At 72.0% G+C, this 25107-nt stretch carries 26 protein-coding genes and 2 pseudogenes; 13 read left to right on the top strand and 15 right to left on the bottom strand.

The features are described 5' to 3' along the window. Window positions 1-74 precede the first annotated feature (74 nt). Together ABD385_RS11550 and ABD385_RS11545 are read right to left on the bottom strand one after the other, a co-directional pair. Entirely contained in the window at window positions 75-872 is a 798-nt protein-coding gene (locus ABD385_RS11550) for a thioredoxin domain-containing protein (protein ID WP_344575066.1), read from the bottom strand. 284 nt (window positions 873-1156) lie between these two features. Next, window positions 1157-1948 carry a GNAT family N-acetyltransferase gene (locus ABD385_RS11545; protein ID WP_344575065.1) on the bottom strand — a complete coding sequence of 264 codons (792 nt, stop codon included), beginning with the start codon at window positions 1946-1948 and terminating at the stop codon, window positions 1157-1159. Between the two features lie 127 nt (window positions 1949-2075). On the opposite strand from ABD385_RS11545, the gene ABD385_RS11540 reads away from it, so the two are divergent. Next, the gene (locus ABD385_RS11540) at window positions 2076-2879 is read left to right on the top strand and encodes an alpha/beta fold hydrolase (RefSeq protein WP_344575064.1); all 804 of its coding nucleotides are present in this window, start codon (window positions 2076-2078) and stop codon (window positions 2877-2879) included. 36 nt (window positions 2880-2915) lie between these two features. Here ABD385_RS11540 and ABD385_RS11535 read toward each other — a convergent pair whose 3' ends face one another. Then, window positions 2916-3359, bottom strand: a complete 444-nt coding sequence (locus ABD385_RS11535) for an SRPBCC family protein (RefSeq protein WP_344575063.1) — start codon at window positions 3357-3359, stop codon at window positions 2916-2918. Between the two features lie 43 nt (window positions 3360-3402). Further along, complete coding sequence (cynR, locus tag ABD385_RS11530; RefSeq protein ID WP_344575062.1) at window positions 3403-4308, bottom strand: transcriptional regulator CynR; 906 nt, start codon at window positions 4306-4308, stop codon at window positions 3403-3405. A 138-nt stretch (window positions 4309-4446) separates the two neighbouring features. Here cynR and ABD385_RS11525 point away from each other — a divergent pair, with 138 nt between their 5' ends. The 3 genes from ABD385_RS11525 to ABD385_RS11515 are packed head-to-tail and all read left to right on the top strand — an operon-like array spanning window position 4447 to window position 6155. Next, window positions 4447-5061: a carbonic anhydrase gene (locus tag ABD385_RS11525; RefSeq protein ID WP_344575061.1), complete on the top strand. Its 615-nt coding sequence runs from the start codon at window positions 4447-4449 to the stop codon at window positions 5059-5061. A 58-nt stretch (window positions 5062-5119) separates the two neighbouring features. Next, a complete protein-coding gene (cynS, locus tag ABD385_RS11520) occupies window positions 5120-5614 on the top strand; it encodes a cyanase (protein ID WP_344575060.1) in 495 nt (164 codons plus the stop codon). 43 nt (window positions 5615-5657) lie between these two features. Beyond that, window positions 5658-6155, top strand: a complete 498-nt coding sequence (locus ABD385_RS11515; RefSeq protein WP_344575059.1) for a nucleoside deaminase — start codon at window positions 5658-5660, stop codon at window positions 6153-6155. Window positions 6156-6328: 173 nt separating this feature from the next. Here the strand turns inward: ABD385_RS11515 and ABD385_RS11510 are convergent, their stop codons facing one another. Then, complete coding sequence (locus tag ABD385_RS11510; RefSeq protein WP_344575058.1) at window positions 6329-7531, bottom strand: carboxylate-amine ligase; 1203 nt, start codon at window positions 7529-7531, stop codon at window positions 6329-6331. A 283-nt stretch (window positions 7532-7814) separates the two neighbouring features. Between ABD385_RS11510 and argF the strand changes: the two genes are divergently transcribed. Together argF and ABD385_RS11500 are read left to right on the top strand one after the other, a co-directional pair. Continuing rightward, window positions 7815-8807, top strand: coding sequence for an ornithine carbamoyltransferase (argF, locus tag ABD385_RS11505; RefSeq protein WP_344575057.1), 993 nt, complete (start codon window positions 7815-7817; stop codon window positions 8805-8807). A 264-nt stretch (window positions 8808-9071) separates the two neighbouring features. Then, entirely contained in the window at window positions 9072-9950 is an 879-nt protein-coding gene (locus ABD385_RS11500) for a peptidase S1 (RefSeq protein ID WP_344575056.1), read from the top strand. Between the two features lie 55 nt (window positions 9951-10005). On the opposite strand, the gene ABD385_RS11495 is transcribed toward ABD385_RS11500, so the two are convergent. Further along, entirely contained in the window at window positions 10006-10416 is a 411-nt protein-coding gene (locus ABD385_RS11495) for a tautomerase family protein (RefSeq protein ID WP_344575055.1), read from the bottom strand. Window positions 10417-10579: 163 nt separating this feature from the next. Here ABD385_RS11495 and ABD385_RS11490 point away from each other — a divergent pair, with 163 nt between their 5' ends. Next, the gene (locus ABD385_RS11490; protein ID WP_344575054.1) at window positions 10580-11716 is read left to right on the top strand and encodes a DUF6183 family protein; all 1137 of its coding nucleotides are present in this window, start codon (window positions 10580-10582) and stop codon (window positions 11714-11716) included. Between the two features lie 29 nt (window positions 11717-11745). Here ABD385_RS11490 and ABD385_RS11485 read toward each other — a convergent pair whose 3' ends face one another. Both ABD385_RS11485 and ABD385_RS11480 read right to left on the bottom strand, forming a co-directional pair. After that, window positions 11746-12405, bottom strand: a complete 660-nt coding sequence (locus ABD385_RS11485; RefSeq protein WP_344575053.1) for a response regulator — start codon at window positions 12403-12405, stop codon at window positions 11746-11748. Window positions 12406-12410: 5 nt separating this feature from the next. After that, window positions 12411-13715, bottom strand: a complete 1305-nt coding sequence (locus ABD385_RS11480) for a sensor histidine kinase (protein ID WP_425585386.1) — start codon at window positions 13713-13715, stop codon at window positions 12411-12413. 192 nt (window positions 13716-13907) lie between these two features. Here ABD385_RS11480 and ABD385_RS11475 point away from each other — a divergent pair, with 192 nt between their 5' ends. Continuing rightward, a complete protein-coding gene (locus ABD385_RS11475) occupies window positions 13908-14465 on the top strand; it encodes a GlcG/HbpS family heme-binding protein (protein WP_344575052.1) in 558 nt (185 codons plus the stop codon). 165 nt (window positions 14466-14630) lie between these two features. Then, complete coding sequence (locus ABD385_RS11470; RefSeq protein ID WP_344575051.1) at window positions 14631-15005, top strand: hypothetical protein; 375 nt, start codon at window positions 14631-14633, stop codon at window positions 15003-15005. Here ABD385_RS11470 and ABD385_RS11465 read toward each other — a convergent pair. The 3 genes from ABD385_RS11465 to ABD385_RS11455 form a co-directional block, all read right to left on the bottom strand. Next, window positions 14986-15681 carry a class I SAM-dependent methyltransferase gene (locus ABD385_RS11465; protein ID WP_344575050.1) on the bottom strand — a complete coding sequence of 232 codons (696 nt, stop codon included), beginning with the start codon at window positions 15679-15681 and terminating at the stop codon, window positions 14986-14988. The genes ABD385_RS11470 and ABD385_RS11465 overlap by 20 nt on opposite strands. Before the next feature lie 544 nt (window positions 15682-16225). Continuing rightward, the gene (locus ABD385_RS11460) at window positions 16226-16810 is read right to left on the bottom strand and encodes a TMEM175 family protein (protein ID WP_344575049.1); all 585 of its coding nucleotides are present in this window, start codon (window positions 16808-16810) and stop codon (window positions 16226-16228) included. A gap of 595 nt (window positions 16811-17405) precedes the next feature. Further along, complete coding sequence (locus tag ABD385_RS11455) at window positions 17406-17912, bottom strand: hypothetical protein (RefSeq protein WP_344575048.1); 507 nt, start codon at window positions 17910-17912, stop codon at window positions 17406-17408. Window positions 17913-18097: 185 nt separating this feature from the next. On the opposite strand from ABD385_RS11455, the gene ABD385_RS11450 reads away from it, so the two are divergent. The 3 genes and pseudogenes from ABD385_RS11450 (at window position 18098) to ABD385_RS11440 (ending at window position 21089) form a co-directional block, all read left to right on the top strand. Continuing rightward, window positions 18098-19330 carry a sensor histidine kinase gene (locus tag ABD385_RS11450; protein ID WP_344575047.1) on the top strand — a complete coding sequence of 411 codons (1233 nt, stop codon included), beginning with the start codon at window positions 18098-18100 and terminating at the stop codon, window positions 19328-19330. Continuing rightward, window positions 19327-20022 (top strand): response regulator, encoded by a 696-nt coding sequence (locus ABD385_RS11445; protein ID WP_344575046.1) that lies wholly within the window; start codon window positions 19327-19329, stop codon window positions 20020-20022. The genes ABD385_RS11450 and ABD385_RS11445 overlap by 4 nt, the downstream gene beginning before the upstream one ends. A gap of 221 nt (window positions 20023-20243) precedes the next feature. Next, a pseudogene (locus tag ABD385_RS11440) lies at window positions 20244-21089 on the top strand (Tn3 family transposase). Here the strand turns inward: ABD385_RS11440 and ABD385_RS11435 are convergent. After that, window positions 21070-21990, bottom strand: a complete 921-nt coding sequence (locus tag ABD385_RS11435; RefSeq protein WP_344575045.1) for an SDR family NAD(P)-dependent oxidoreductase — start codon at window positions 21988-21990, stop codon at window positions 21070-21072. The pseudogene ABD385_RS11440 and the gene ABD385_RS11435 overlap by 20 nt on opposite strands. A 148-nt stretch (window positions 21991-22138) precedes the next feature. Between ABD385_RS11435 and ABD385_RS11430 the strand changes: the two genes are divergently transcribed. Next, window positions 22139-23005 (top strand): helix-turn-helix transcriptional regulator, encoded by an 867-nt coding sequence (locus ABD385_RS11430; protein WP_344575043.1) that lies wholly within the window; start codon window positions 22139-22141, stop codon window positions 23003-23005. Window positions 23006-23489: 484 nt separating this feature from the next. On the opposite strand, the gene ABD385_RS11425 is transcribed toward ABD385_RS11430, so the two are convergent. The 3 genes and pseudogenes from ABD385_RS11425 to ABD385_RS11415 form a co-directional block, all read right to left on the bottom strand. Then, window positions 23490-23903 carry a hypothetical protein gene (locus ABD385_RS11425; RefSeq protein ID WP_344575040.1) on the bottom strand — a complete coding sequence of 138 codons (414 nt, stop codon included), beginning with the start codon at window positions 23901-23903 and terminating at the stop codon, window positions 23490-23492. Window positions 23904-24056: 153 nt separating this feature from the next. Beyond that, window positions 24057-24941, bottom strand: coding sequence for a helix-turn-helix transcriptional regulator (locus ABD385_RS11420; RefSeq protein ID WP_344575381.1), 885 nt, complete (start codon window positions 24939-24941; stop codon window positions 24057-24059). 46 nt (window positions 24942-24987) lie between these two features. Next, window positions 24988-25107, bottom strand: a pseudogene (locus ABD385_RS11415) (IS5/IS1182 family transposase); the annotation flags it as partial.

Below are 25107 nucleotides of genomic sequence, written 5' to 3'. Positions count from 1 at the left end.
CCGGCCCGATGACGGCGCTGGTTCCCGGGCCCGCGCCGTGGTGGCGGCCGGGGCCCGGGAACCAGCCGCTCACGTCACGACGTCGGCGTGGCCGTCGGCGTCGGGTAGGCCGTGGTGGCGGCGGACGACACCTGGCGGGCCTCCTTGGCCACCAGGGCGGCCAGCTTCGCCGGGGTCAACTTGGTGGCCGGGTCGGCGAGCGTCTGCCCGTTGACCTGCACGACCGGGACCGGGCCCAGGCCCGCGGCGGCGTAGTCCTCCTGGGACTTCTTCGCCCATCCCTGGCGCGTGCCGCGTTCCAGGCACAGGTTGAACGTGTCGTGCTGGATCTTCCCGGCCTTCTTCGCGATCTGCTTCAGGAGCTTGGGGTCCTTCAGGCCGTCGGTCTGCGGCGCCGGCTGCTGCTTCCAGAGCTGGTCCATGAAGGGGCCGAAGCGGCCCTGGTCCTGGGCGCAGGCGGCCGCGGCGGCGGCCTCCTGCGCGCCGGTGCCCCCGTACTGCCGGTCGCTCTGGGTGACCAGTCGGTAGTCGATCTGGACCTGCCCGGACGCCAGGAGCTGCGCGAATGTGGTGGCGTACTTCTGCGCGAAGTCGCGCGACTGCGGGCTGCGCGGGTCCTCGTACACCGTCATGGTGACCGGCACGGTCGGCTTGACGGGCAGGGACAGCTTCGTGGCGGCCGACGTGCCCACGGCGCCGGAGGGCGGCTCGAACGCGGTCGCCTCGCCGGCCCGGGAGAACTGGCCGATCACGACGGCCGCCCCGCACACCACGGCGAGGCCGACCCCGGCCACCACGTAATTGCGCCAGTGGCCGCCGGAGCCCTTCTTCGTCGCGTCGCCGTTGTTCTTGTTCCCTGCGGAGGCCACCATGCGCACCCTTTCACCAGGCAGTTCTCTGTGCTTGCCGACGGCGCCGTTCGCCGCGCCGGGCCGTCCTCAGCCGTCTCCGCGGGGTGCGGACCACGGCTGTGGCACGCACAGTGTGGCAGCATCCGCGCGCTACCCCCGGCTCGGGGCCCGCGCTGGGCTGCTTCCGGCCGGCACGCCGGCACCGCAGGACGCAGCAGTGCGCGAAAGCCTACGGAGAGCGAGCGGCCCGCCGGCGCCGGGGAGGCCGGCGGAGGCGCCAGACCGGCCGGTCGGTCTGGCGCGGGTCAGCTCCCGGGCGGCGACCAGACGTAGGGCGTGGTGGTGGTGATGGGGAGGAAGCCCAGCCGTTGCAGGATGGGGGCGCTGTCGGCGGACGCGTCGACCTGGAGGTACCGGACGCCGCGGGCCACGGCGAGTTCGGCGCGGGCGGCGACCAGCGCACGGTAGATCCCGCGGCCGCGCCAGGCCGGCCGGGTCGAACCGCCCCACAGGCTGGCGAACTCGGTGCCCTCCCGGAAGACCAACCACGCCGCGCAGACCACCTCGCCGCCGGCCTCCGCCACCAGGACGACGATCTCCTCCTCCGCCGCCGCGATGCGGGCGCTCAGGTCCTCGGCGAGCCAGCTCCAGTCCTGGCCCCATACCGCCGACTCCATGGCGGCGATGCGGTGCAGGTCGATGTCGGCGGTCACCCGCCGCAGCGCGACACCGGCCGGCAGGACGGGAGCGCCGGCCAGCTGCTCGGTCCGGCCGACGAGCACCGTCTCCGGTTCCTCGGGGACGAAGCCCGCGGCACGGAGCCGGTCCGTGAGGTCCGCCGGCCGGTCGTGCCCGCGGGTCTTCCACTCCACCGCCTCGCCGCGGGCGGCGAAGCGGTCGCGCTGGCGGGCGATCAGCCGGTCCAACTCGGCACCGCGCAGGCCGACGTCCGGCGGTGCGCTGACGAAGCCGCGGAACTGCCCGACGACCCGCAGCACCGGGCCGTCCTGCTCGTAGGCGACCCCGTCGGGCGGCGTCGGAGGTACTCCCCGCATCTGCTCGTCGTAGGCCGCGAGCAAGCCGTCGATGTCCGTCACGCACCCGACATTACTGAGCGGTGGCAACTGGTTTTCCGGGCCGAACCGCGCCCCGGCCCCGCGACCGCCGCGCCTATCGTCACCCGTGCCCCGGCCGACCGGCCGGCCCCACCAGAGAGGTACGACCATGACCTTCACCCTGACCACGGACACCATGACGGTGCGGGGCCGGCGACTGGCCTACGCGGATGCCGGCGGACCGGGCACGCCGGTGCTGGCCCTGCACGGGCACTTCGGCCGGGCCAGGGCGTTCGCCGCCCTGGCCGCCGCCCTGGCACCGGAGTTCCGCGTCGTCGCCCTGGAACAACGCGGCCACGGCCTCAGCGCTCGCGACGACGACGTGTCCCCGGACGCGTACGTGGCCGACGCCGCCGCCTTCGTACGGGCCTTGGAGCTGGGACCGCTGCCGGTGCTCGGCCATTCGATGGGCGGGGTCGTGGCGTTCCGGCTGGCCGCGCACCATCCGGAACTGGTCCGGGCGCTGATCGTCGAGGAGGGCGGTGCGCTCAACCGCCGGCCCGAGGTGGCGCATCCGGTCCTGGACGTCCGGGACTGGCCGCGCCGGGCACCGACGCTCGGCGAGCTGCGCCGCCAGGTGGAGGCCCGGGGCGTCCCGGACGCCGGCTACTTCCTGGAGAGCGCCGTCGAACGGCCCGACGGATGGGGGTTCCTCTTCGACCACGCGGACATGGTGCGGTCTCAGGAGGCGCTGATCGGTGACTGGTGGCCCGACTGGCTGGCCACCAGCTGCCCCGCGCTGCTGCTGCACGGCCTGGACAGCTTCGTCCTCCCCACCGCGATGGCGCGGGAGATGGCGCAGCGCCGGCCGGGCACCACCCTGCGGGAGTTCCCCGGGTGCGGGCACTGGCTGCACGACGACGACCCGGCCGGATTCGCCGCGGCGGTACGGGAGTTCCTCACCGCGCTGTGAGGGCGCCGCCGGTCGTCCCGCCCCGGCTCGGCGGGTCTATCGGGCGAGCAGGCCGTCCAGGATGCGGCCGTACAACCACCGTGCCGAGCCGGCCACCACCGGTCGGAAGGCGTCCGGGACGCCGCGCGGGTGCACCTCGCCGCGCCAGACGACGCGGCAGCCCCCGTCCCGCGGACCCACCTCGACCTCGGCCCAACCGGTCACCACCCGGCCCTGCTTCGCCAGCCGGCAGCGGCCCACGGCCGCCGCGCCGGTGGCGGCCGGCGGCTCCCACCGCACGACGCGCATCACGTCGTCGAACGCGAGCCGACCGAGGCCGGTCCGGGCGACGAAGGTGGTGCCCTCCCGGGTGGGCGGCGGCGTGGTCACGGTGATGGTGGTGAGCGGCACGTAGGCGGCGTGGGCCGCCCAGTCCGTCAGCCGTCGCCATGCCACGTCGGGGGAGAGGGGCGTCGTGCGTGCGATCAGGAACCCGGCCACGGCCCCATGCTAAGCAGCCGCGCGGTTCCCGGCCCGGCCGGTCTCAGGCCGGTGCGTAACCCCGGCTGCGCACCAGTTCCCGGGCGAGGCGGGTGAAGGCCAGCGCCGCGGCGGTCCGGTAGGCGTCGGCGCGACGGAGCAGCGTGACGGTCCGGGTGGGCAGGGCGGGGGCGAGGGGGAGCGGGGTGAGGTGGGGGTGGTCGTGGGTGATGGCGTCGGGGAGCACGGTCGCCAGCGAGGTGCGCCGGACGATCTCGGTGAGTGCCTGGATGGAGTTGGCCTCCACCGCGATGCGCGGGTTGACGTGGTGCTGGGCGAAGTAGGCGTCGATGTGCGTGCGGGTGGCGAAGTCGCCGCTCAACAGGGCGAGTTGGCGGTCGGCGAGGGCGCTGACGGGAAGCGGCTCCGGAGGGTCGGCGGCAGGGTCGGGGGCCGCGGTCACCAGGCTCAGCGTCTCGGTGAACAGCGCGGCCGCCTCGATCCCGGCCAGGTGCGGGCCGGCGAAGGCGATGCCGAGGTCCAACTCGTCGTCCAGCAGACCCGTTTCGATGCGGTCCTGGGGCATCTCCCGGACCGCCAGGGTGACGCCGGGGTGGCGGGCGCGCAGCTCGGCGACGAGCGGTCCGACGAGGTAGGCGGTGAACGTCGGGGTGAGCCCCAGGCGCAGGTGGCCCCGGGAGAGGTCCCGCACGTCGTGCACGGCCCGCTCGGCGGCGGCCAGGTCGCGCAGCGCGTGCCGGGCGTGGTGGGTGTACGCCTCGCCGGCGTCGGTCAGGCGCACGGTGCGGCCGCTGCGGTCCAGGAGCTGCACCCCCACCGTCCGCTCCAGCTGCTTGATCTGCTGCGAGAGGGTCGGTTGCGAGATGTGCAGGTCCTCGGCGGCACGGGTGAAGCTGCCGTGCTCCGCCACGGCGAGCAGGTAGCGCAGATGACGTAGTTCCAGGGCCATGTCACCACTATAGGACCACGTATAGATGTGATCTATAGGAGGCATGGCTAGTGACTCTTGGACTCTATAGGTCCAGGTCGTGCATGGTGGATCTCGCCGGCCACACCGGACCGGCCAGCACGACCGAAGGGAACGACCATGCCTGACCTCGCCCAGCGTGTCGCACGCTTCCAACGCGACGTCCACCCGGCCAAGGCCGACCTGTTCGGTCACCTGGCCACCCACCACCAGCCGCACACGCTGTTCATCAGCTGCTCCGACGCCCGCGTCGTCCCGGAACTGATCACGTCGAGCGAGCCGGGCGAGCTGTTCGTCGTCCGCACCGCCGGCAACCTCGTCCCGGCCCACCACCACGGGTCCGGCGACGGGGTGACGGCCAGCATCGAGTACGCCGTCGCGGTGCTCGGCGTCACGGACGTCGTGGTGTGCGGACACGCGGCGTGCGGGGCGATGACGGCGCTCGCCAAGGGCCACGACCTCTCCGGAACCCCCGCGGTCGCCCACTGGCTGCACCACGCGGACGCCGCCCGGGCGTGCACCGCCGCCGGCGGGCACGCCGCGGACGTGCCGGAGCTGGTCCGGCAGAACGTCCGCACGCAGCTGACCAACCTGGTCACCCACCCCGCGGTCGCCAGGGCCCTCGCCGGGCAGGCGCTCCGCCTGCACGGCTGGGTCTACGACATCGCCTCCGGCGGCGTGGAACGCATCCCGTACGACGAGGCGACCCCGGGCGCCGCACCCCGCGCCGCCTGACCGTGCCGGCCCCTTCCCCGGCACCCCACCACCCCACCACCGAAAGGAACCCGTCACCATGAACGACGCCACCACCCCCCGCACGCCGCACGCCCAGATCCACCCCGACGCCCGCCAGGCCCTGGCCATCGCCGCGGTCGAGGCCAAGACGCGCAAGGACCTCACCTGGCAGCAGATCGCCGACGCCGCCGAACTGTCGGTCGCGTTCGTCACCGCCGCCGTGCTCGGCCAGCACGCCCTGCCGGCCCGGTCGGCCCGTGCGGTCGCCGAACTCCTCGGCCTCGACGAGGACGCGGTGCTGCTGCTCCAGACGATCCCCACCCGCGGCTCGATCCCCGGCGGCATCCCCACCGACCCGACCATCTACCGCTTCTACGAGATGCTCCAGGTCTACGGCACCACCCTCAAGGCCCTGGTCCACGAGCAGTTCGGCGACGGCATCATCAGCGCGATCAACTTCAAGCTGGACGTGCAGAAGGTCGCCGACCCCGAGGGCGGCGAGCGCGCCGTCATCACCCTGGACGGCAAGTACCTGCCGACCAAGCCCTTCTGATCCGGCCCGCCCCACCCGCCCCCACCCGGAAGGAAGCCCTCCCATGGACTTCGCCCAGCGCACCATCGACCTCGCCCGCCAGAACGTCGCCGAGGGCGGCCGCCCCTTCGCCACCGTCATCGTCAAGGACGGCAAGGTCCTGGCCGAGAGCCCCAACAAGGTCGCCCAGACCAACGACCCCACCGCCCACGCCGAAGTCCTCGCCATCCGCGAGGCGTGTACCAAGCTGGGCACCGAGCACCTGATCGGCACCACCATCTACGTGCTCGCCCAGCCCTGCCCGATGTGCCTGGGCGCGCTCTACTACTGCTCCCCGGACGAGGTCGTCTTCCTCACCACCCGCGACGCCTACGAGCCGCACTACGTCGACGACCGCAAGTACTTCGAACTCGCCACCTTCTACGGCGAGTTCGCCAAGGAATGGGACCAGCGCCGACTCCCGATGCGGTACGCGCCCAGCGACGCGGCGGTGGACGTCTACCGCCTCTGGCAGGAGCACAACGGCGGCCGGCGCAACGCCACCTCGGTACCCGGTCAGTAGGTTCCCGGCTCCGCACCTCCGGCGCCCGGCAGCCGGGCACGCTCCGCAGCGTGCCGCGGTCGCCGGGCGCCGGCCCGTGTACCGCTACCCGTCGAAGTCCGTGGAGCGGCTCAGGTGCTCCCAGGCGGCGAACTCCGCACGGGCCCCGTCGAGGGCCGGCAGACGGGACAGGTCTACCCGGTGCAGTGGCGAACGGGGCCGGCGGGCGCTCGGTGGTCCGCGTGCGCGGCGTGGGCGGGAGCGGTGTGCCGGATCAGCTCGTCGACGACGTCCCGGGCGTCGCCCCGCCGCGCGAACGCGGCCCGCTGCCGCCGCGCACCGCACCCGCCCGGCCCGTGCGCGCCGCCGTCCGCGTCGTCCTCCGCACCGGCGAGCCGCCGCACGGCCGCGGTGACCGCCGCCAACTCCCCGGACGCCTCCAGGGCCGGTCGGGTGTACGCGACGAGTTCCCGCAGCAGCCGGCCGGCCGGGACGGACCGGCCGGTGCGCACGTCGAGGGCGTGCTCGGCGCAGCCGTCCCGGGCGGCCCGCCAGTAGGCCGCCCGCAGCAGGGACGGGCACACGTCGGGGCCGGGGTCACCGCGCCGCACCTGCTCCAGGGCCTGTACGACCAGGGCCCGGACCAGGACGGCGAGCACCGCCGCCTGCTCGACGCCCACCGGCACGTCCATGGCGCGGACCTCCACGGTGGGCAGGTGCGCCGACGGCCGCACGTCCCACAGCAGCGTGTGGTCGCCGACGACCGCTCCGGCCTCCTCCAGGGTCGCGCACAACTGCTTGTAGTGGTGGGCGGAGCGGAAGTACGGCGGCGGCCCGGCGACCGGCCACCGACCGCCGGCGGCGGTGCGCCAGCTGGCGTACCCGGTGTCCCGACCGTCCCGGAACGGGGAGTTCGCCGACAGTGCGACCAGGGACGGCAACCACGGCCGCAGGTGGTTGCAGACCAGGACCGCGTGGTCCAGGTCGGGGACCTCGACGTGCGCGTGCAGGGCGCAGTGCGTGTGGGTCTCGTTGAGCGCCCGGTAGGCGGCGAGTCCGGGCCCGTAGGCGGGGTCGTCGCGGAGCGGCGCCGGGTCGGCCGCGCCCAGGACCGGCGTTCCGGTGGCCGCCATGCGCAGCCCCTCCGCGGCGGCCGCGCCGGCCACCGCGGTCCGCATCCGCTCCAGGTGGCCGCGCAGTTCGTCCAGTCCGGCACAGGGCGGCGTCTTGGCCTCGATCTGATACTCGGTCAGCTCACCGGAGACCTGGTCGGCCAGGGCCGACGCCGCGCGCCGCAGCACCTGGGAGCCGGCCGGCACCACCTCGCGGGTCTCGGGGTCGACGAGGAAGTACTCCTCCTCCACGCCCACGGTCGGGATCCGCTCGTCACTGCTCATGTCCGGTGTCCTTCGTCGCCCGGCCCGGCTCCGCCACCACGGCCGTGGGGCGCGTCGGCTCGGGGCGGTCCGGGTCCGCCGGGAGGGCCGGGGCACCCACGGAGCCGGACCGCCCCGGGCCGCCGAGACCTCGTCGCTCTCCTGCGCCCCATGCTCGGGCCGCGGCAAAGGACGTGCCACAGCGGTTCACCCGCCCGGGAGACACCGGCGTGCCCGGCACGACGCCTCCGTTCACACTGGTGGCGCAACGTCCCGACCGTGCGAACGAAGCCGGAGACCCCTCATGCCCCACCCGATGTCCGCGCCGGAGGACGGCCGTCCGACGATCACCGGAAAGGTCCCCGACCATCTGCTCCGGGTCAGCGACCTCGCCCCCGCGACCCTGGCCGAACTGCTGGACCTGGCGGCCGCGATGAAGCGGGAACCGCTGGGCTGGCAGCGCGAACTACGCGGCGGCGCCATCGGTTGCCTCTTCGAGAAGCCGTCCACCCGGACTCGGGTGTCGTTGGCCACCGCCGCGCACCGGCTCGGCATGACGGCCGTCGTCCTCAACCGGGACGAGATGCAGCTCGGCCACGGCGAGACGGTCGCCGACACCGCCCGCGTCCTGTCGTCCTACCTGGACGCCGTCACGGTGCGCACCTTCGACCACGCCACGGTCGAGCGACTGGCCGAGGCCGCCACCATCCCGGTCGTCAACGCGCTGTCCAACCCGCACCACCCGTGCCAGTCCCTGGCCGACCTCCTCGCGCTGCGCGAGCACTTCGGCACCCTGGCCGGCCTGACCGCGGCCTTCCTCGGCGACGGCACCAGCAACACCTGCAACTCGTTCCTCGCGGCCTGTGCGGCGACCGGGATGCACCTCACCATCGCCAGCCCCGCCGACTACCCGACCGATCCGGACCTCCTCGGCGAGGCCCGGGAACTGATGGCGCAGACCGGTGGTTCGGTCACGCTCACCACCGAGCCCCACGACGCCGTCCGCACCGCGCAGGCCGTCTACGCCGAGGTGTGGGTGCCCATGGACAAGCCCCACGAGCGCGCCGAGCGCGCCGCGCGGCTGGCTCCCTACCGGGTGGACGAGGCCCTGCTCGCCCGCGCCCCGCGCGAGGCGGTGGCCCTGCACTGCCTCCCCGCCGTCCGCGGCGAGGAGATCACCTCCGAGGTGCTCGACGGCCCCCGGTCCCTGGTCTGGAACCAGGCGGCGAACCGACTGCCCACGGCCCAGGCGCTGCTGCACACCCTCATCACCACCAACCGGCAACGGACCGCCTGACCGTCCGCTTGCAGGTCAGAGCGGCTGGAACGGCCGTGCGACGAGCGCGCGTCGCCGGTTTGAGATCCGGATATGACCCCTTCAGGTGGAAGAAGGCGTGAAGTCTCCCCACTCGCCCCACCCCTCGCCGACCATTCGGAGCGTCACTGATCACCGGTGTGATCAACACAAAGGGGTGGGCCGGCCCGCGGGCCGGTAGCGGCGATCCCGCGGCGCCTACGGGCGTTGCCGGACGGCCGCGCCCACAGAAGGGGACGAATCACGATGAACGTCAAGCTGCTCTCCGCCACCGCGGCCGCCCTGGCCGTGGCCGGGGTCGTCGCCGGATCCGCCGCCGCGTACGCGACGGTGTCCGGCGACGGTGGAAACCGCATCGGCACGGTGCGGGCCAACGGCAACGCCTCCGTGAAGCAGGGGGGCCTCGGCGCCGCCTGGGTCGAAGAGGCCGGCGACGTCAAGCAGGTCGTGCTCACCGGCAACCGCATCGGTGTTCTGAAGGGCAACGGCGACGCCTTCGTCAAGGAGGGCGGCCTGAGCGCCAGGTGGGTCAAGGAGGCGACGGGCGTCAAGCAACTGGCGTTGTCCGGGAAGCGGATCGGGGTGCTCAAGGACTCTGGAGAGGCGTTGGTGAAGGAGGGGGGCCTGAGTGCCGCCTGGGTGAAGGAGGCCGGCAAGGTCAAGCAGCTGGAACTCTCCGGGCGGCGCATCGGCGTGGTCAAGGGCAACGGCGACGCCTTCGTGAAGGAGGGCGGCCTGAGCGCCACGTGGGTCAAGGAGGCCGGCAACGTCGTCGACCTCGACCTCGCCGGCAACCGCATCGGCGTCCTCATGGGCAACGGAGCGGCGTCCGTGAAGGAGGGCGGCCTCAGCGCCGCCTGGGTCAAGGAGGCCGGCGACGTCATCCAGTTGGAACTGTCCGGCAACCGCATCGGTGTCCTCAAGGACGACGGCGGCGCCTTCGTCAAGGAGGGCGGCCTGAGCGCCACTTGGGTCAAGGAGAGCGACAAGACGATCCAGATCGCGTTGTCGGGCAAGCGCATCGGCGTCCTCAAGGGCAACGGTGACGCCTTCGTGAAGGAGGGCGGTCTCAGCGCCGCCTGGGTCAAGGAGGCGACCAACGTCACCGAGCTGGCCTTCTCGTAGCCGGCAGGCAGTGGTGGTCGGGGCCCCGGCCGGCGCGTGGACGCCGGCCGGGGCCTCAGCGTGCGGCGCCCGACGGCCCGTCGGAGTCGGCGTACTGGGCCACCCCGTTGCCGAGCGACCAGTCGGGCGAGGCGTTCTCGGTCAGCGTGACGAACACGTTCCGCGGCTCGGTGCCCGCGTACTCCTCGGCGAGTTCGGCGATCCGCCGGTAGAGCGCCTGCTTCTGGGCGGGGCCGCGCCCCGCGCGCAGGGTGATCGCGACGTACACGATGCCGTCGTCGCGCCGGATGCCGAGGTAATTGCCGTGCCGCAGCGTGCTGTTGGTGCCGTCGTGGCTGGTCAGGACCTGGAAGCGGTCCTCCGGCGGGATCTGGATCGTCTCGATCAGGGCGTCGTGCACGGCCCGGCCGAGCGCGTCGAGCCGCTCGGCGTCGGCCCGCAGTGCGTCGATGCGGACGAAGGGCATGGGGGGTCTCCTCGGTGCGGTGCGGTGCGGTGCGGTGCGGGTGGTGTCGAGGCGGGTGTGGCGTGTGCGGTCCGCGCGATCGCAAGTGTACATACTAGTAGGTACAGTCGTGCGGCGTATGGCGGGTGGGCGTCCACCGGTGGTCGACGCGTAGGGTCCCCGGGTGAACACCGCACCGGATCCGCAGGACCTCTCCGACGACGAACTCGGCACCGCCGTCTGGGAGATGACGGCACGGCCCGTCACCCCGGCGGAGGCCGGGCACCTGCGGGAGCTGGGGACGGAGCTGACGGCCCGGCACGCGGACGCGGTGGAGCGGGTCCGGGCGTACGAGCGCGGCCTGTCGTACGTCCTGCGGACCCTGGCACTCAGCCCGGGCCGGGAGAACGTGGTGCAACTGCTCCGCCTCCTCGACCAGCAGCGCGCCTCCAGCACGGACGCCGGCCTGCGGCTGCCGACCGTCGCCTCGCTGCTGGCCGAGGGGCACCGGGTGATGGACCTCGCCGCGGAGGTCTTCGAGCGGCGCGGCCGCGACCGGGTCGACGAACTGCGTGCCTGCCTCTTCCACGAGTTGGTGCTCCGCGGGGTGGACACCGACGACTTCCCGCCCCTGCGCGACTGGCCCGTCGTACGCCCCGGCTGGCACGCGCTCAGCTGGCTGCCCGTTGACCGCCGCGGGTTCGAGTCCGATCCCGACTTCCCCAGCCGCTCCGTGCGCAGCGGCGCCTACGGCACGGACACCGAGCTCCCCGCCGAGGGCCGAATGGACCCGCCGGTGCCCCGCACCACCGCGCGTTCCGCACTCCGGGACGTGGCCACCCCGGAGGTGCACGGCCGCATCCGCTCCGCCGTCACGGCCGGTGGTTGGGGCGACGACGCCGCCTGGGTCTTCACCCTGGACGCGCCCGTCGCCCCGGAGGACGTGCCGGCCCTGCTCCCCACCCTCCCCATGGCCTGCCTCGACGGGCTCGGCCCCACCGACCGCTTCGAGATCGCCCGCCGCCCCCTCGACGCCGTCTGGCGCCTGCTGTTCGCCACCGCGTCGATGGGCGGCATGTACAGCGGCGGCGTGCACGGCGCCCACGGCCGGCTCGCGGCCTGGCAGTCGCTGGCCGGCCTGACCGGTACCCCGTGGGGCGACGGCGCGGCGGAGGTCGAACGGCGCGCCCTGGCCAGCACGTGGTTCCACTTCCTGGCCGATGCCGACTGGTTCCACAACGAGATCCACGACTACGGCATCGCCTGCCTGTCCCCGGACCGCCGCCGGCTCGCCGTGCTCACCGCGACCGACACCGACTGACGCCGACCGACGTCCGGGCGGGGCCGGCCTCACGGAATCAGTCGCTGCTCCTTCGCCGCCGCGACCGCACCCGCACGGGTCTCGACGCCGAGCTTGGCGTAGATGCGGACCAGGTGCGTCTTGACGGTGGCCTCGCTGATGAACAGGGCGCGGGCGATCTCGCGGTTGCCGAGCCCGCGGGCGAGCTGGCCGAGGATGTCCAACTGGCGCTCGGTCAGCGCGGCATGGGGCTTGCGCACCCGCTCCATCACGCGGTTGGCCGCGGGCGCGGAGAGCACGGCCCGCCCCTCCGCGGCGGCGGCGATCGCGGCGAACAGCTCCTCGGGCCGTTCGGCCTTGAGGAGGTAGCCGGTGGCGCCCACCTGGACGGCGCGGGTGACGTCGGCGTCGGTGTCGTAGGTGGTGAGCACCAGGACGTGGGTGCCGGGCACCTCGGCGACGATCCGGCGGGTGGCCTCGATGCCGTCGATGCCGGTGCCGAGGCTGAGGTCCATCAGCACCACGTCGGGCCGGCGTTGGGCGGCGACGGCCAGCGCCTCCTCGCCGGTGGCCGCTTCGCCGACGACCTCGATGCCCGGATCGGCGGACAACAGGGCGCGCAGGCCGGCCCGGACCACGGCGTGGTCGTCGCACAACAGCAGGCGCACCCGCCGGCCGGGTGTGTCGGGGGAGTCGGAAGGGCGGGACATGCGGGTCACTCCTCGTCCGGGTCGGGCGCCGGGCCGCTCGCCCGGAGCGGTACGGCCGCGGAGACGACCGTGCCCTCGCCGGGATGGGACTCGATGGTCAGCGTGCCGTCGAGCTGCCGCAACCGGACCTCCATGGCGCGCAGTCCGTGGCCGCGGTGCGGTGCGGCCCCGGGGGCGTCCGGTTGGTCGGGGCGGAAGCCGCAGCCGTTGTCGGCGACGTCGAGGACCACGTCCTCGTCGAGGTAGCTGAGGGTCAGGACGGCGTCGCTGGCGCGGGCGTGTTCGCGGACGTTGGCGACGGCGCCCTGGGCCACCCGCAGCAGGCCCGCCTCGACGGCCGGCGGCAGCGGTACCGGATCGCCGTCGATCCGGAAGCGCACGGCCGGACCGCCCTGCGACGGGTCGGCAGCGGTCCCCGCGGTGGCCGCCCCGGCCGCGGTCTCGCGCCGGGCCAGCGCCCGCAGCGCCTCGGGCAGGCCGCCCCCGTCGGCGAGGTCGGCGGGCGCCAGGTCGTGGACGAACCGGCGCGCCTCGACGAGGTTGCGTTCCGCGATGGCCGAGGCGGTGGTCATGTGTTGGTGGGCCGCTGCCGGGTCCGCGTCCCAGAGCCGTTCGGCGGCCTGGAGCAGCATCCGCTGGCTCGACAGGGCCTGCGCGAGGGTGTCGTGGATCTCCATCGACAGCCGCTCGCGCTCGGCGAGCATGCCCGCCCGGCGTTGACTGCCGGCCAGCACGCGGCGGGTCCGCACCAGGTCCTCGATCAGCAGGTGTTGCCGGACCGACTGGCGCTGCATGTGCGTGAACACCGTCGCGGCCAGGCCGGCGACCACCGGCGGCACCACGATCAGCAGCGGGTCGGGGCCGTTGATCCGCACCTGGGCGACCACGATCAGAACCGTCAGTACGGTGATCAGCGCCAGCGCGGCGCGCGCCGGGAGCAGCTGCAACGCCGTGTAGACGATCGCCACCGCACTCCAGGCGAAGCTCGGTGCCTGGAGCACCAGGACCACCCACCCCAGCACGAACACCCCGAGCCAGACCCGGCGCCACCGCGCCGCGATCGCACCGTCCGCGGCCGGCCGCGCCACGTACGCCACCGCCAGCAGCGTGGTGAGCGCGATCACCCACCAGGTGCCGGGGGCACCGGGGTGATGGGTGAGGTAGCGGGCCATGGCGGCGATCAACAGCACCACGAACGAGGCCGAGATCACCGCCTCCATCCCGCGGCCGGCCGGTCCGTCCGCGGGGTCCGTCCGCGGTACGCCGTCCGCCGCTCCGGTACGGCCACCGCTCACGTGCTTCACGTCCATCCCTGATTCGTAGCCCGGATTCCGGCCCGTTCCCATCATCCGATCGGTTGACACCGACGTCCTCCATCATGCTCCGCGACGCCATCCGCTCCGCGGACCGTGGCCCCGCCCCGCGCCACCAAGGATGGAACCACCGCAACCACTGCGGACCGCGGGGCCCCGGCCCCGGGGCGACGAAGAGGAGCACCTCCCATGCAGATGCCGTCCACACGGACCCGGATCATCGCCGGCGCGGCCGTCCTGGCAGCCGTCGGGGTGACCGCCGTCGGCGCGGTCGCCGTCGCGGCCCCGGACGACGCCGCCCGCAGTGGCGCGGCCACAGCGGCCCAGGCGCAGCCGCAGAACGTCGTCGCCACCGACCACCTGACCATCGCCGGGGCGGCCAAGGCCGCGCAGGCCGCGCTCAACGCCGCCGAGAAGGCCGGCCAGCACGTGTCGGTGGCCGTGGTCGACCGCAACGGCAACACCATCGTCACGCTGCGCGGCGACGGCGCCGGCCCGCAGTCGTACAAGGCGGCGGAGGAGAAGGCGTTCACCTCGGTGTCCTGGAACGCGCCGACCTCGACGCTGGTCAAGCGCCTGGAGCAGGCCCCCACCCTGAAGGACATCCCCGGCACGCTCTTCCTCGCCGGCGGCGCCCCCGTCCAGGCCAAGGGCGCCCCGGTCGCCGGCATCGGCGTGGCCGGCGCCCCCAGCGGCGACCAGGACGAGCAGTTCGCCCAGGCCGGCGTCGCCGCGCTCAACGGCTGACGGCCACCCGCCCCCCCGCCGGCCGCGGGCCCGTCCACGGATCGGGCGCTGTTGGTTGATCCGGGTCCTTGATCACTTCGCCCAGCCGGCCGAGTCGGCGGGGCGAAGTGCTGCGACGTGACTGGTGCGGGTTCGGCGCGGGGTGGCGGGGTGAGGCGCCGGCCGATGCTGGAGGGCGTGCACTGCTCACGGACCGGGCAGGGCTGGCAGTCGCTCTTGTCGAAGCGGACCCGGGTCACGGGGACGCCTTCCTCGGAACGACAGGGATCCCAGGACGAACGCCACGGCCTGGACCCGCCCAGCGAGCTCCGGCGCGGCCGCGGCGAGGATGTCGTCGAACTGGGCAAGGACGCTGCCGCCGGCGGCCGGGCCGACCATGCCGCGCTCGGTCACCATCAGGCCGATCGCCGTGCCGAGCCCGAGCGGCTCGCGGCTATCGCGCCGTACGAGGGTGGGATAAGCCAGCCCGACGATAGGGGGCGCTCGGAAGTGTCTTCGGAGGTCTGCGGGTTGCGTGCGGTCAGGGCCGTCGGAGCCTGACCGCGAGGAAGCACGGAGCCTGGTGGAGCCTGTGGTAGACCGTTTCGTTGAGTTCTCGCAGGTCAGGCGCCGGGCGAGGCTCGACGAGCCTTTCCAGCATGAATCCGGCGGCCAGCAGTTCGTTCAGGAACGTTTCCAGCGTCATGCGTTGGTAGTGGATTGCCAACGGGCTTCCGGCGAGCGGGAGGTCAACCCAGTCGTCGGCGTAGTACGAACCACCGAAGTACTGCCAGTCAGATGTCGGGTGGGTCGTCGACACCAGCAGCCACCCGCCCGGACGCAGGACGCGTCGTAGCTCACCGAGGAGACGCGGACGGTCGGCGATGTGGTGGAGCATCAATGCGCACACGACTCCGTCGAACGAGGAGTCGTCGACGAAGTCCAGCGGCTTCTCCACGTCGTGCATGCGCAGTTCGACCCGGTCGCCCAACCGCTCCCGCGCGTGATTCAGCAAAGTCGCGCTGCCGTCGATTCCGACCACCTCGGCACCACCCGCGAGGAGTTCAGCCGCGTAGTGCCCGGCCCCGCAGCCGACGTCGAGGATCTCCAGCCCGGCTACGTCTCCCGCAAGTGCGAGCATCGCGGGTCGGTCGGTGTGCGCGTTGAAAGGGCTGGTGTCGGCGTTCTTCGCGAAGTGGTCGCCGAGTTCGCCGTGGTAAGCGGTCTCTGTGGGCATCGTGACAGCATCGCGCCGGCGGCTGCCAAAGGCGAGCGGTTTTTTGTAACGGAGGGTCAGGGTTCGGCGGCTGCGCCCAGACCTCGGGTGAACCGCAGTAGTTCGGGTGAACCGCAGTAGTGGAGGCACCGGGGTGGGCCGCCGCGCGGCCAGGGCAGCGCGGCGGCTGCGCTATCGGGCGGGCCCCGGGATGACCTCAAGCCGAGGCTCGGACCGGGTTCGGGGCGCGAGATCCACGCCGCTCAGCTCGCTCACGACGCACACGACCGACGGCCGGAGGGGACAGCGAGACGACGGGAACCAGGCCCCCGTCCCCGTCGTCTGCACGAGCCGGTACGGCCAGGCGGCGGGCGTGCGGGACCGGAGCACCTGGGCGGGCGGCACCGTACTGTCCGACGCCGCGTCGTTGCCCTGGCCCGCATCTCCCAGGGACCGTCCCGGCTTCCGAGCCGGCCCCAGCACACCCGCCTCAGCGGCATGGCCCGCACCCGTCCGTCCGCGACACCGCACTCCACCTCGACGTCAGCGCCCCCTTGACTGCGGGTCAGCGGGCGCGTCGGCGCCGAAGGAGCGCCCACCTGGGCAGGAGGAGCAGTAGCAGGCTGTAGTACTGCAGCACGGGTACGGCGAGGGCGAGGACAAGAGCCAGGACCAGAGAGAGGACGTTGAGATAGCTCTCGGTGTAGGACTCCTGGAGCCTGCCCGGTTCCTGATCGTCCTCGTCGAGCAACCCCGGGGTGGTTTTCAGGATCCTCAGCATCGCCACCCGGCACACCATGCCGGCCAGGAGGGTCGCGTAGTAGAAGCCCGCCACGAACCGGTTGCGGCCGAAGGCGGCGATCATCTCCGCCGGCAGGGGGAGCACGACAACGGAGAGCAGCCACCCCATGTTCCACACCATCAAGGAGCGGGTGACCTTCACGACCGACGAGAAGGCCCGGTGGTGCTCCCGCCAGACGTTCGCGACGACCGCGAAACTGAGCAGGAAGCTCCATATCTGGTCGAGGTGACCGGTGATCACCTCGCTGGCCTTCCCGTGGGCGGACGCGACCTCCGGGACGAGGTCGACCAGCGGTAGGACCAGCAAAGTGATCGAGATCGCGGTCACCGCATCGGTGAAGAGGATCAACCGCTCTCCCGAGGCGCCCCCTTCGGCCCTGTCCGGGACCGCAACCGGCGACTCTGCCCGAGTGGGCCCTCCCGCGCCGGTTTCGTCAATGGCGTCGCTAGTACTCATGCGTGTTACACCTTTCTTCTGTCCGACCCATCGGGCCGGGGTCTGCCGGATGCGGCCGCTCCCACGACCAGGGCGGACCACAACCTCTGTCTGTACAAGGGCTGTTGGGTAAACGGCTTCGAGTTCGAGCACGAAAGCAGCCGCTGCCCACGGGGCAGGTCCGGCCGCGGCACCAGCCGGAAGCGGCGAAGCGCGCGTCGAACTCGTCCAGGTCACGTTCGATGCCGCCGGTGACGGCGAGCACGGCCAAGTCCCACAGGGTGGCGGAGTCGGGTTTGCCGATCTCACCGACGACGGTCGGTCTCCACGACCACGGCACGACCGCCCGACTCGGAGCGGCGCCTACCGTGCGGATGCCTGTCCGGATGCCTGTCCGGATGACGCCGCGACGGCCGCGGTGCGGTACTGGGGGCGGGCGGGGTCGAAGGGAGGGCTACCGGCCGCGCGCGTCATGCTGCGCCCTCCGCGCCTCGGTTCAGGCCGGGGCTCAGCGCTGCCCGGAGGCGCGCACCATCAGCGCTCCCGAGCGGGTGAGCAGCGCGGCGATCGCCATGAGCACCAGCCCGTTGGTGACGATCGAGGAGATGTCCTGGGGCAGGGCGCCATGCCGGACGAAGAAGCGCCCCAGCTCGGAGCTGTACCAATGGGTGGCGCCGATGGAAAACACCGAGCGGGCGACGATCAGGCCGATCCACAGCGCCGCGTAGCTGCGGCCGGCCCGGGCGACGACCCGGCCGTCCGGCTCCCGGAAGACCTGGACCTGGCTGACCGCGATCAGCCCGAACAGCACGCCGGCCGCGAGTCCGCAGATTTCGATGGCCAGGCCGATCCCGCTGTCGAAGAAGGTGCGGACGAACACGGGGACGATGATCACCGCGACGATCAGCGGGCGGAGCAGGCGCCCGCGGCTCACCGCCTTGGTGCCGAGGTCGGCGTGCAGGGTCGTGAGCAGCACGACGACGTTGACGAGGAGAGCGCTCTGCAAAGTGGACACGGATTCCGCCCGTAGGTGAAGGGGATTCTTGTCCACACAGCGTCAGACCTGTGCCACGGCCCGGGCGTCGGCCGAGGAGCCTAGGAGGGTGGAGCGCGGATACCTCCACCCTCCTCCACCCTGCTCCACCCGTCGGCGGGCCCCGGTCCGGACTGCGGGGAAGAGGTGTATGCCAAGCTGAAATCATGGCTGTGATCACAGAAGGCAAGCCGTCGTCGGCACCCCCCGTGCCGCCGCGACCGATCCTGCCGCGTCCCGACCTCTGGCAGCACGTGCTGCCCCGGGTGCTCGGTCTGGCTCTGGTGCTGATCGGCCTGCCGTTCTCGGACGGGCTCGTCTGGTCCGCCACCACCTACGTGCTGGTGGTGCTGATGAGCGGCGCCTGGGCGCTGTGGTGCGTGGCCGGCCTCCGGGCGGGACCTCCGGTGCCCGAGGCGTGGGCAGTGCCGATCCTGGGCGTCACGATGATCAGCGGGAATCTCCTGATCACCCTCGAACCCGAGGCAATGCTGGCCACGGCAATCATCGGGATGGCGATGGTGTCGTCCGGGGCGGTCCTGCCCACGCTGGCCAGCACGGGCGTGCTGGCGGCTGGTGTCCTGGCGCTGGCGATCGGCGGGATCGTGGCCGGTTTCCCCGGGCAGGCATGGGCGCAGGTCACCGCCTGGATCGCCGCCCTGCTGGCTTGTCAGCTCGCCGGCGCGACCCGGCGCAGCATCGGGACTCAGCACGCGCAGGCCGAGGAACTGTTGCTGCAGACCCGGCGCGCGCAAGAGGAGCAGCAGCGGGCCGCGGCGCTGGCCGAGCGGACCCGGATCGCCCGGGAGATCCACGACGTCCTGGCGCAGTCGCTGGGCGCCCTGGCGGTCCAGTTGGACGTGACCGACTCGCTGCTCACCGCGGATCCGCCGCGCACCGGAGAGGCGGTCGAGCGGGTCCGCAACGCCCGCCGGATCGCCGTCGACGGACTGACCGAAACCCGCCGCGCGATCGCGGTCCTGCGTGCGGACACCCCGCCCCTGCCGGAGGCCCTCACCGCGCTGGTCCACGACCACCGCACCGCCTCCGGCGCGCCCGCGACCTTCACACCGGTCGGCACCCCGCGCACGCTCGAACCAGAGGTTGGGCTAGCGTTTCTGAGAGTCGCCCAGGAGTCCCTGGCGAACGCCGCCAAGCACGCCCACGGACGGGAGTTGACCGTCACTTTGGAATACGAGGAGGACCAGGTGAGGCTGACCGTGCTGTCCGGGCCCGCCGGCTCCGGTGGCGGCGAGGTCGGCCCACGGCCCCGAGTGGTGGGAATGGACGGCGGCTACGGTCTGGCCGGCATGCGTGAGCGGCTGCTGCTGATCCGCGGCGACCTGACGGCCGGACCCACCCCGGAGGGGTGGCGCGTGCAAGCGGAGGTGCCCGCATGAGTACCCGGGTGGTGGTCGTCGACGACCAGGCGGTGATCCGCGAAGGCCTGATGACCCTGCTGGACATGATGCCCGGCATCGACGTCGTCGCCGGGGGCGCGAACGGCGAGGAGGCTGTCGCCAAGGTCGCCGAAACGCACCCGGACGCGGTGCTGATGGACCTGAGCATGCCGGTGATGGACGGCGTGGAGGCCACCCGCCGGATCGTGGCGGCGCACCCGGACGTGGCCGTCGTGGTGCTGACGACCATGGCGGACGATCAGCTGATTCTCGACGCCCTGCAAGCCGGCGCCCGCGCCTACCTGACCAAGGACGCCGGCAAGACCGAGATCGTTCGCGCGATCGAGGCCGCACTCGCCCGGCACACCACCTTGGACCCGATCGTCCAGGAACGGCTGCTGGCCGCCGCCCTGCGCGGCGCCGACCACACGACCGAACAGCGGCGGGCCGAACCGTCGCAGGATCTGCTGACCCCGCGCGAGTCCGACGTACTGCGGCTGCTCGCCCAAGGGTTGTCGAACCGCGCGATCGGCCGGCGCCTGCTGGTCGGGGAGGCCACCGTCAAGACCCACGTCAACCACCTGTTCGCCAAGCTCCGGATCCGCAACCGCGCGGAGGCTGTCGCCTGGGCCCATGCCCACGGCTTCGGACCCGGTGCGGACGGCGTGCGCTCTGGCCAGTCCACCGCGTGAGCGGCGCACCGACGATCGATCAGCGCCCGGCAGATCACCGGATCCGGCACAGGTGCCGGCAATGGGCGGGAGGCTGACCTGCACGCCCTGGAAGGACACGTTTGCGCGGGGCTCCGACTCCGCGCTGCTCGACCAACGCATCCCCTCGGCCACGGCCCTGTCTCTGGACGGCGCGTTGCGCATGCAGACTCCGCACACCAAAGTGGGAGTCGAACCCGCTGGTGGACCGGCAGTACACCGACACCCACGGCGCCTCCATCGTCGGATGCGCCTTCGCCCGCATGCTCGACTTCAAGCTGACGCCGAGGCTGAAGAACATCGGCTCCGCGAAGCTGTACCAACCAACAGCCGGGCAGGACGACCAGTGGCCGAACCTGGGCCCGGTACTCTCCACCAAGACGATCGACTGGGACCTGATCGCCCAGCAGTACGACCAGATCGTGAAGTACACCACCGCCCTGTGCCTGGGCACCGCCGAAGCCGGGCAGGTCCTGCGGCGCTTCACCAGGGGAGGGCCCAAGCACCCGACGTACCGGGCGATCGAGAAGTTGGGCCGGGCCGTACGTACTTCGTTCGCCTGCGGCCAACTCGCCGACGTTGGGATGCGCCAGGAGATTCACGAGGGGTGGCAAGCGGTGGAGAACTGGAACCCTGCGAACAAGGACCACTTCTAGGGCAAGGACGGCGACCTGGCCGGTGCGGACAAGGAATCCCAGGAGGTCAGCATGCTCGCGCTGCACCTGCTCCAGTCCGCGCTGGTGCACGTCAACACGCTGCTGATGCAGGAGGTCCTGGCCGATCCGAGGTGGGCGGACAAGCTCACCGACGCGGACCGGCGGGCCCTGTCACCGCTGTTGTGGACCCATGTGAATTCGTCCGGCCGGTTCGAGCTGGACATGAACAGCCGTCTCGATCTGGACCTGTCCCTCCGGGCGACGGTGCCCGGCCCGCGCGCTCCGCAGGAGGAAGCAGCCGCAGCCCCGGCGCGACACCAAGGCTCCGGGCCCGGCCGCAAGCATGGTGAAAAGGCTCCGGTGCAGCGGTCGGCTACGACTCGAACGCGATGAGCCGTTCGGCGGCCTTCCAGAGTTCGCCTTCGCGCTGCGGGTCGTAGGACTCGTCCGACGAGCGGTCCACACGGCCGCGGTCGACGTAGGAACCGGTCGGCGCCTGGGTCGTGCCGAGGACGACGTCAGCGAGGTGGCGGCCTGCGGCGTTGCGGCTGGTGGCGAAGGGGGTGAGGGTCATCACCGGCATGATGCGCCGCATCGCGAACCGGGAGACGGGGTCGGCGTCGCGGGCGAGACCGGTGCCGGGGACGAATCCCGGGTTGTAGGCGACGGCGTCGATCCCGGCCGGCAGGCGGCGCGCGTACTCGTGAACCAGGTAGATCGCGGCCAGCTTGCTCGTCGAGTACGCGGTGCGCCCGCCGGCCGCGGTGTCCGGCTTGGCGAAGGCGCCCGTGCGGGCGAGGGCGTTCGGGGACTTCCAGGCCGGGCCCGGCACCATGCCCATGTTGTGCTTGAAGTCGCCGAAGTGGGTGTCGCTGACTGTGATCACAATCCGGGCGGGGGCGGAGAAGCGGTCCTGGAGCAGACGCACGAACAGGTGGTTGGCGAGCACGTTGACCGTGAAGGTGGCCTCCAACCCGTCGGGCCCCTCGGTGAGCGCGTTGGTGTACTGAATACCCGCGTTGCCAACGAAGCCGCGCAGCGGCGGCAGCTCACCGCGGTCGAGCCGGTCGCGGATCTCGGTGGCGGCCCGGCGGACGCTGTCCAGCGAGCCGAGGTCCGCCGGGACGTGAGAGACCGTGCGCCCGCCCGTAGCGAGTTCCACAGCGAGCCGTGCGCCGGAGGATTCGCGGGCGACGACGAGGAGGTGCAGGTCCGGTGACCGACGCAGGATGTGCTCCGCCGCGACGCGGCCGATCCCGCGGCTCGCGCCCGTCATCAGGATGGTGTGCTTCATGGAAGGTTCCTTCACTCGTCAGCCGACGACGCCAGGCTCGGGCGCATGTCCACGTTCGCAGCGAGCGCCACCGCCAGCCAGTGCCGTCCCCGTCATGAGGACTGGCAGTACCCAGGCTCATCCCTCGTCGCGCGGCGAGAATGGACCCATGGCTTCCTCCCACTCCGATTTCGCCGCACTCTTGCGCGCCTGGCGTGACCGCCTGTCCCCGGCCGACGGGGGCTTCACCATGACGCACAACCGCCGCGCCCCGGGACTGCGCCGCGAGGAGCTGGCTCAGCTGGCCGGGCTGTCCGTTGACTACGTCCTGCGCCTGGAACAGGCACGTGCGAAGAACCCCTCAGCGCAGGTGGTCGGCGCCCTGGCCCGGGCTCTTCAGCTCTCCCGCGCCGAGCGTGACCAGCTGTACCGGAGCGCTGGGCTCCTGCCGCCGCAGGATGGGACAGTCGGCACCCATGTGCCCCCAGGCATCCAACGGCTCGCCGCGCGTCTCGGCGACGTTCCGATCGGCGTGTTCGCGGCAGACTGGACCTTGGTGTGGTGGAACACCATGTGGAGCGCCTTGCACGGTGATCCCGCTGTCCTCCCGGCCGACGAACGCAATCTCGCCCGTGCGCTCTTCGGCAACGGGGCCGCACGCGCCCTGATGCTCCCCATCCGGTTCGAGCGCGGACCGGACACCTTCGCAGCGTCGATCGTCGCCGACCTCAAGGACGCCGTCTCCCGCTATCCCACAGATTCCCGGCTCGATCATCTCGTGCAGGAACTACGGGAAACATCCGACGCCTTCGCTCATCACTGGGCCACACAGACCGTCGCCACCCAGCACACGAATGACCGCAAGACAATTCAGCACCCCCAGATCGGCGACATCCTGCTCGACTGCGACGTTCTCCTCGTCCCCGGCGCCGACCTGCGCATGGTCACCTACACGGCAGCGACCGGAAGCACCGAAGCAGGAAAACTCGACCTTCTTCGCGTCACAGGAGGTCACACCGTCACCGTGCTTCCCTGACCGGCTGCTGCTGAGCGGTTTCACCCAACCGACCGGGGCGAACCTCGCCCCTGCCGCGGACCACGATCGGTTCCAGCCCGCGCCACGTTCGACCAGCTTCGTCTCTGCCTGAGAACGCAACAGCCCTGAGGTCCCGCAGCTGGCGCAACCGGGATTTCGATCAAAGACCGAACAGGTAACCGGTGGGCCTGACAAGCAGCGCCCCAAGCTGCGCCACACGTCGGTTCTCGAAAACGGCCGTTTGTGAGAACCGCATCCATGCCGCCGCGAGCACAGACGAATCCGATCAGCGCAAGCTCAGCGCGCCTACCGGCAGCAGCTGGGCAGACCGGGCACCGGGGCCCTACCGGCGGAGGCGCGGCGTTGGCGGTTTCGCGGTGGGCGCCCGCCCGTTGTGCGGTGGCGGGCGCCGGGCCTGGTGCCTGTCAGGGGGTGGTGAGGCCGAACCAGTACCCGAAGGTCTCCAGCAGTCCGGTGAGGGTGTTCAGGCCGGTGCGGGTGAGGGAATAGGTGGCGTCGGCGGTGTTGGCGTCGGCAGGCTAGGGATGTAGACCAGGACGCCGTTGCGGAGCCGCACGGTGCTGCAGCGCCGCCTCGCTCTCGCCGTGCTCGCCGGACGCCCACGATGGCGCGGATGCCCATATGCGTGCCGAGGGCGAACAGGGCCAAGAGGAGGCGTCCTTGGGAGGACGGCTCGGTCGATGCGCTCGTACGCGGCGACCGAGGCGAACTCGTCGGTGAAGCCGGTGTCGAAGTCAGCGTTCTTGAGGACATCCAGGAGGTCGAGCACACCCCAGCGGGGTATCACCACGTCCTTGAGTGCCTGGAGGCCGGTGGGCTCGTCCAGCTTTTCCAGCTTCGGCACGCTGATCCACGGCTCGCCGTGCCGGGTGGTCACCTTCACTCCGCCCGACGAGCCGTCCGCCGGCCTCGGCCGCGAGCCGGCCGAGGCCGTTCGTCATCCGCTGCTTCAGATCCGTGATGAACTCCGCCGCGTCCAGCGGCTGGCTCACATCATGGTCCGCTGTCTGGTACGGCTGAAGGGGTTGGACTATCCGTTGTGTGCTTCGAGCTCGGTCGCCAGCGTCTGTTGGGTGGCCGCCCACGACGCCAGGAGCGCTAGATTGTCAGCGGTCGGCGTGCCCGCGGGTGCGGTGTAGACGATGAGGTGCAGGCCGGGTTCGGCGGGCAGTTCCAGGGACTCGACGTCCAAGTCGAGTTGGCCCACGATCGGATGGCGCACACGCTTACGGCCGGACCGGTGCAGCCGCACGTCCTGAGATGCCCACCGCTGCCGAAATAGCTCACTGCACGTTGACAGTTCGCCGACCAGGGCGATCAGCTCCTCGTCGTGCGGATTGCGGCCGGCTTCCATGCGTAGCTTCGCGGCCAAGTCACCCGCAATTCGGTCGTAGTCGACAAAGAAATCACTGGCCGCCTCGGGGTTCAGATAGACGAACCGCGCTGTGTTCGCGGGCCGTCGCGGGTCGGCCAGCACCGGTGAATACAGCGCGCGACCGAGTTGATTCATGGCGAGCACGTCATAACGTCCGTTACCGATCCAGGCCGGCGCATCGGAGATCGCATCGAGCACCTGCTGCAACGTCGAGCGCACCGTCACGGCAGGCCTGCGCCGGCGTGGGCCGCTGGGCGCCCCGGATTGGCGCGCGAGGCGAAACAGGTGGTCGCGCTCGGCCTCGTCGAGTTGCAAGGCAGAGGCCAACGCCTCGAGCACGCCATCGGAAGCACCGGCGAGGCTGCCGCGCTCCATGCGCACGTAGTAGTCGACCGATACCCCCGCCAGTAGCGCTACCTCCTCGCGGCGCAGACCTTTGACCCGACGGTTACCGCCGTAAACGGGCAGGCCCGCCTGCTCGGGTGTGATACGGGCGCGACGCGAGCTGAGAAACTCCCGGATCTCGCTGCGTAGATCCATCTTGGCCATCCCCTCACCGTAAGCCCGTCCCGCAGCCTAAGAGGTCCTAACAAAGGCGTCGGACGTGTCTGTAGGTGATGAGGCATGTAGCGAGCCCGAGGAAGGCTTCATGGATGTCGTCCCGTCGCTCCCATCGGATGCGCAGGCGACGGAAGCCGTGCAGCCA

This window comes from Streptomyces lunalinharesii (assembly GCF_039532155.1).
Classification (GTDB): domain Bacteria; phylum Actinomycetota; class Actinomycetes; order Streptomycetales; family Streptomycetaceae; genus Streptomyces; species Streptomyces lunalinharesii.
Note: the sequence above shows the minus strand (reverse complement) of the source record. Positions and strands in the feature narration are given on the sequence as shown.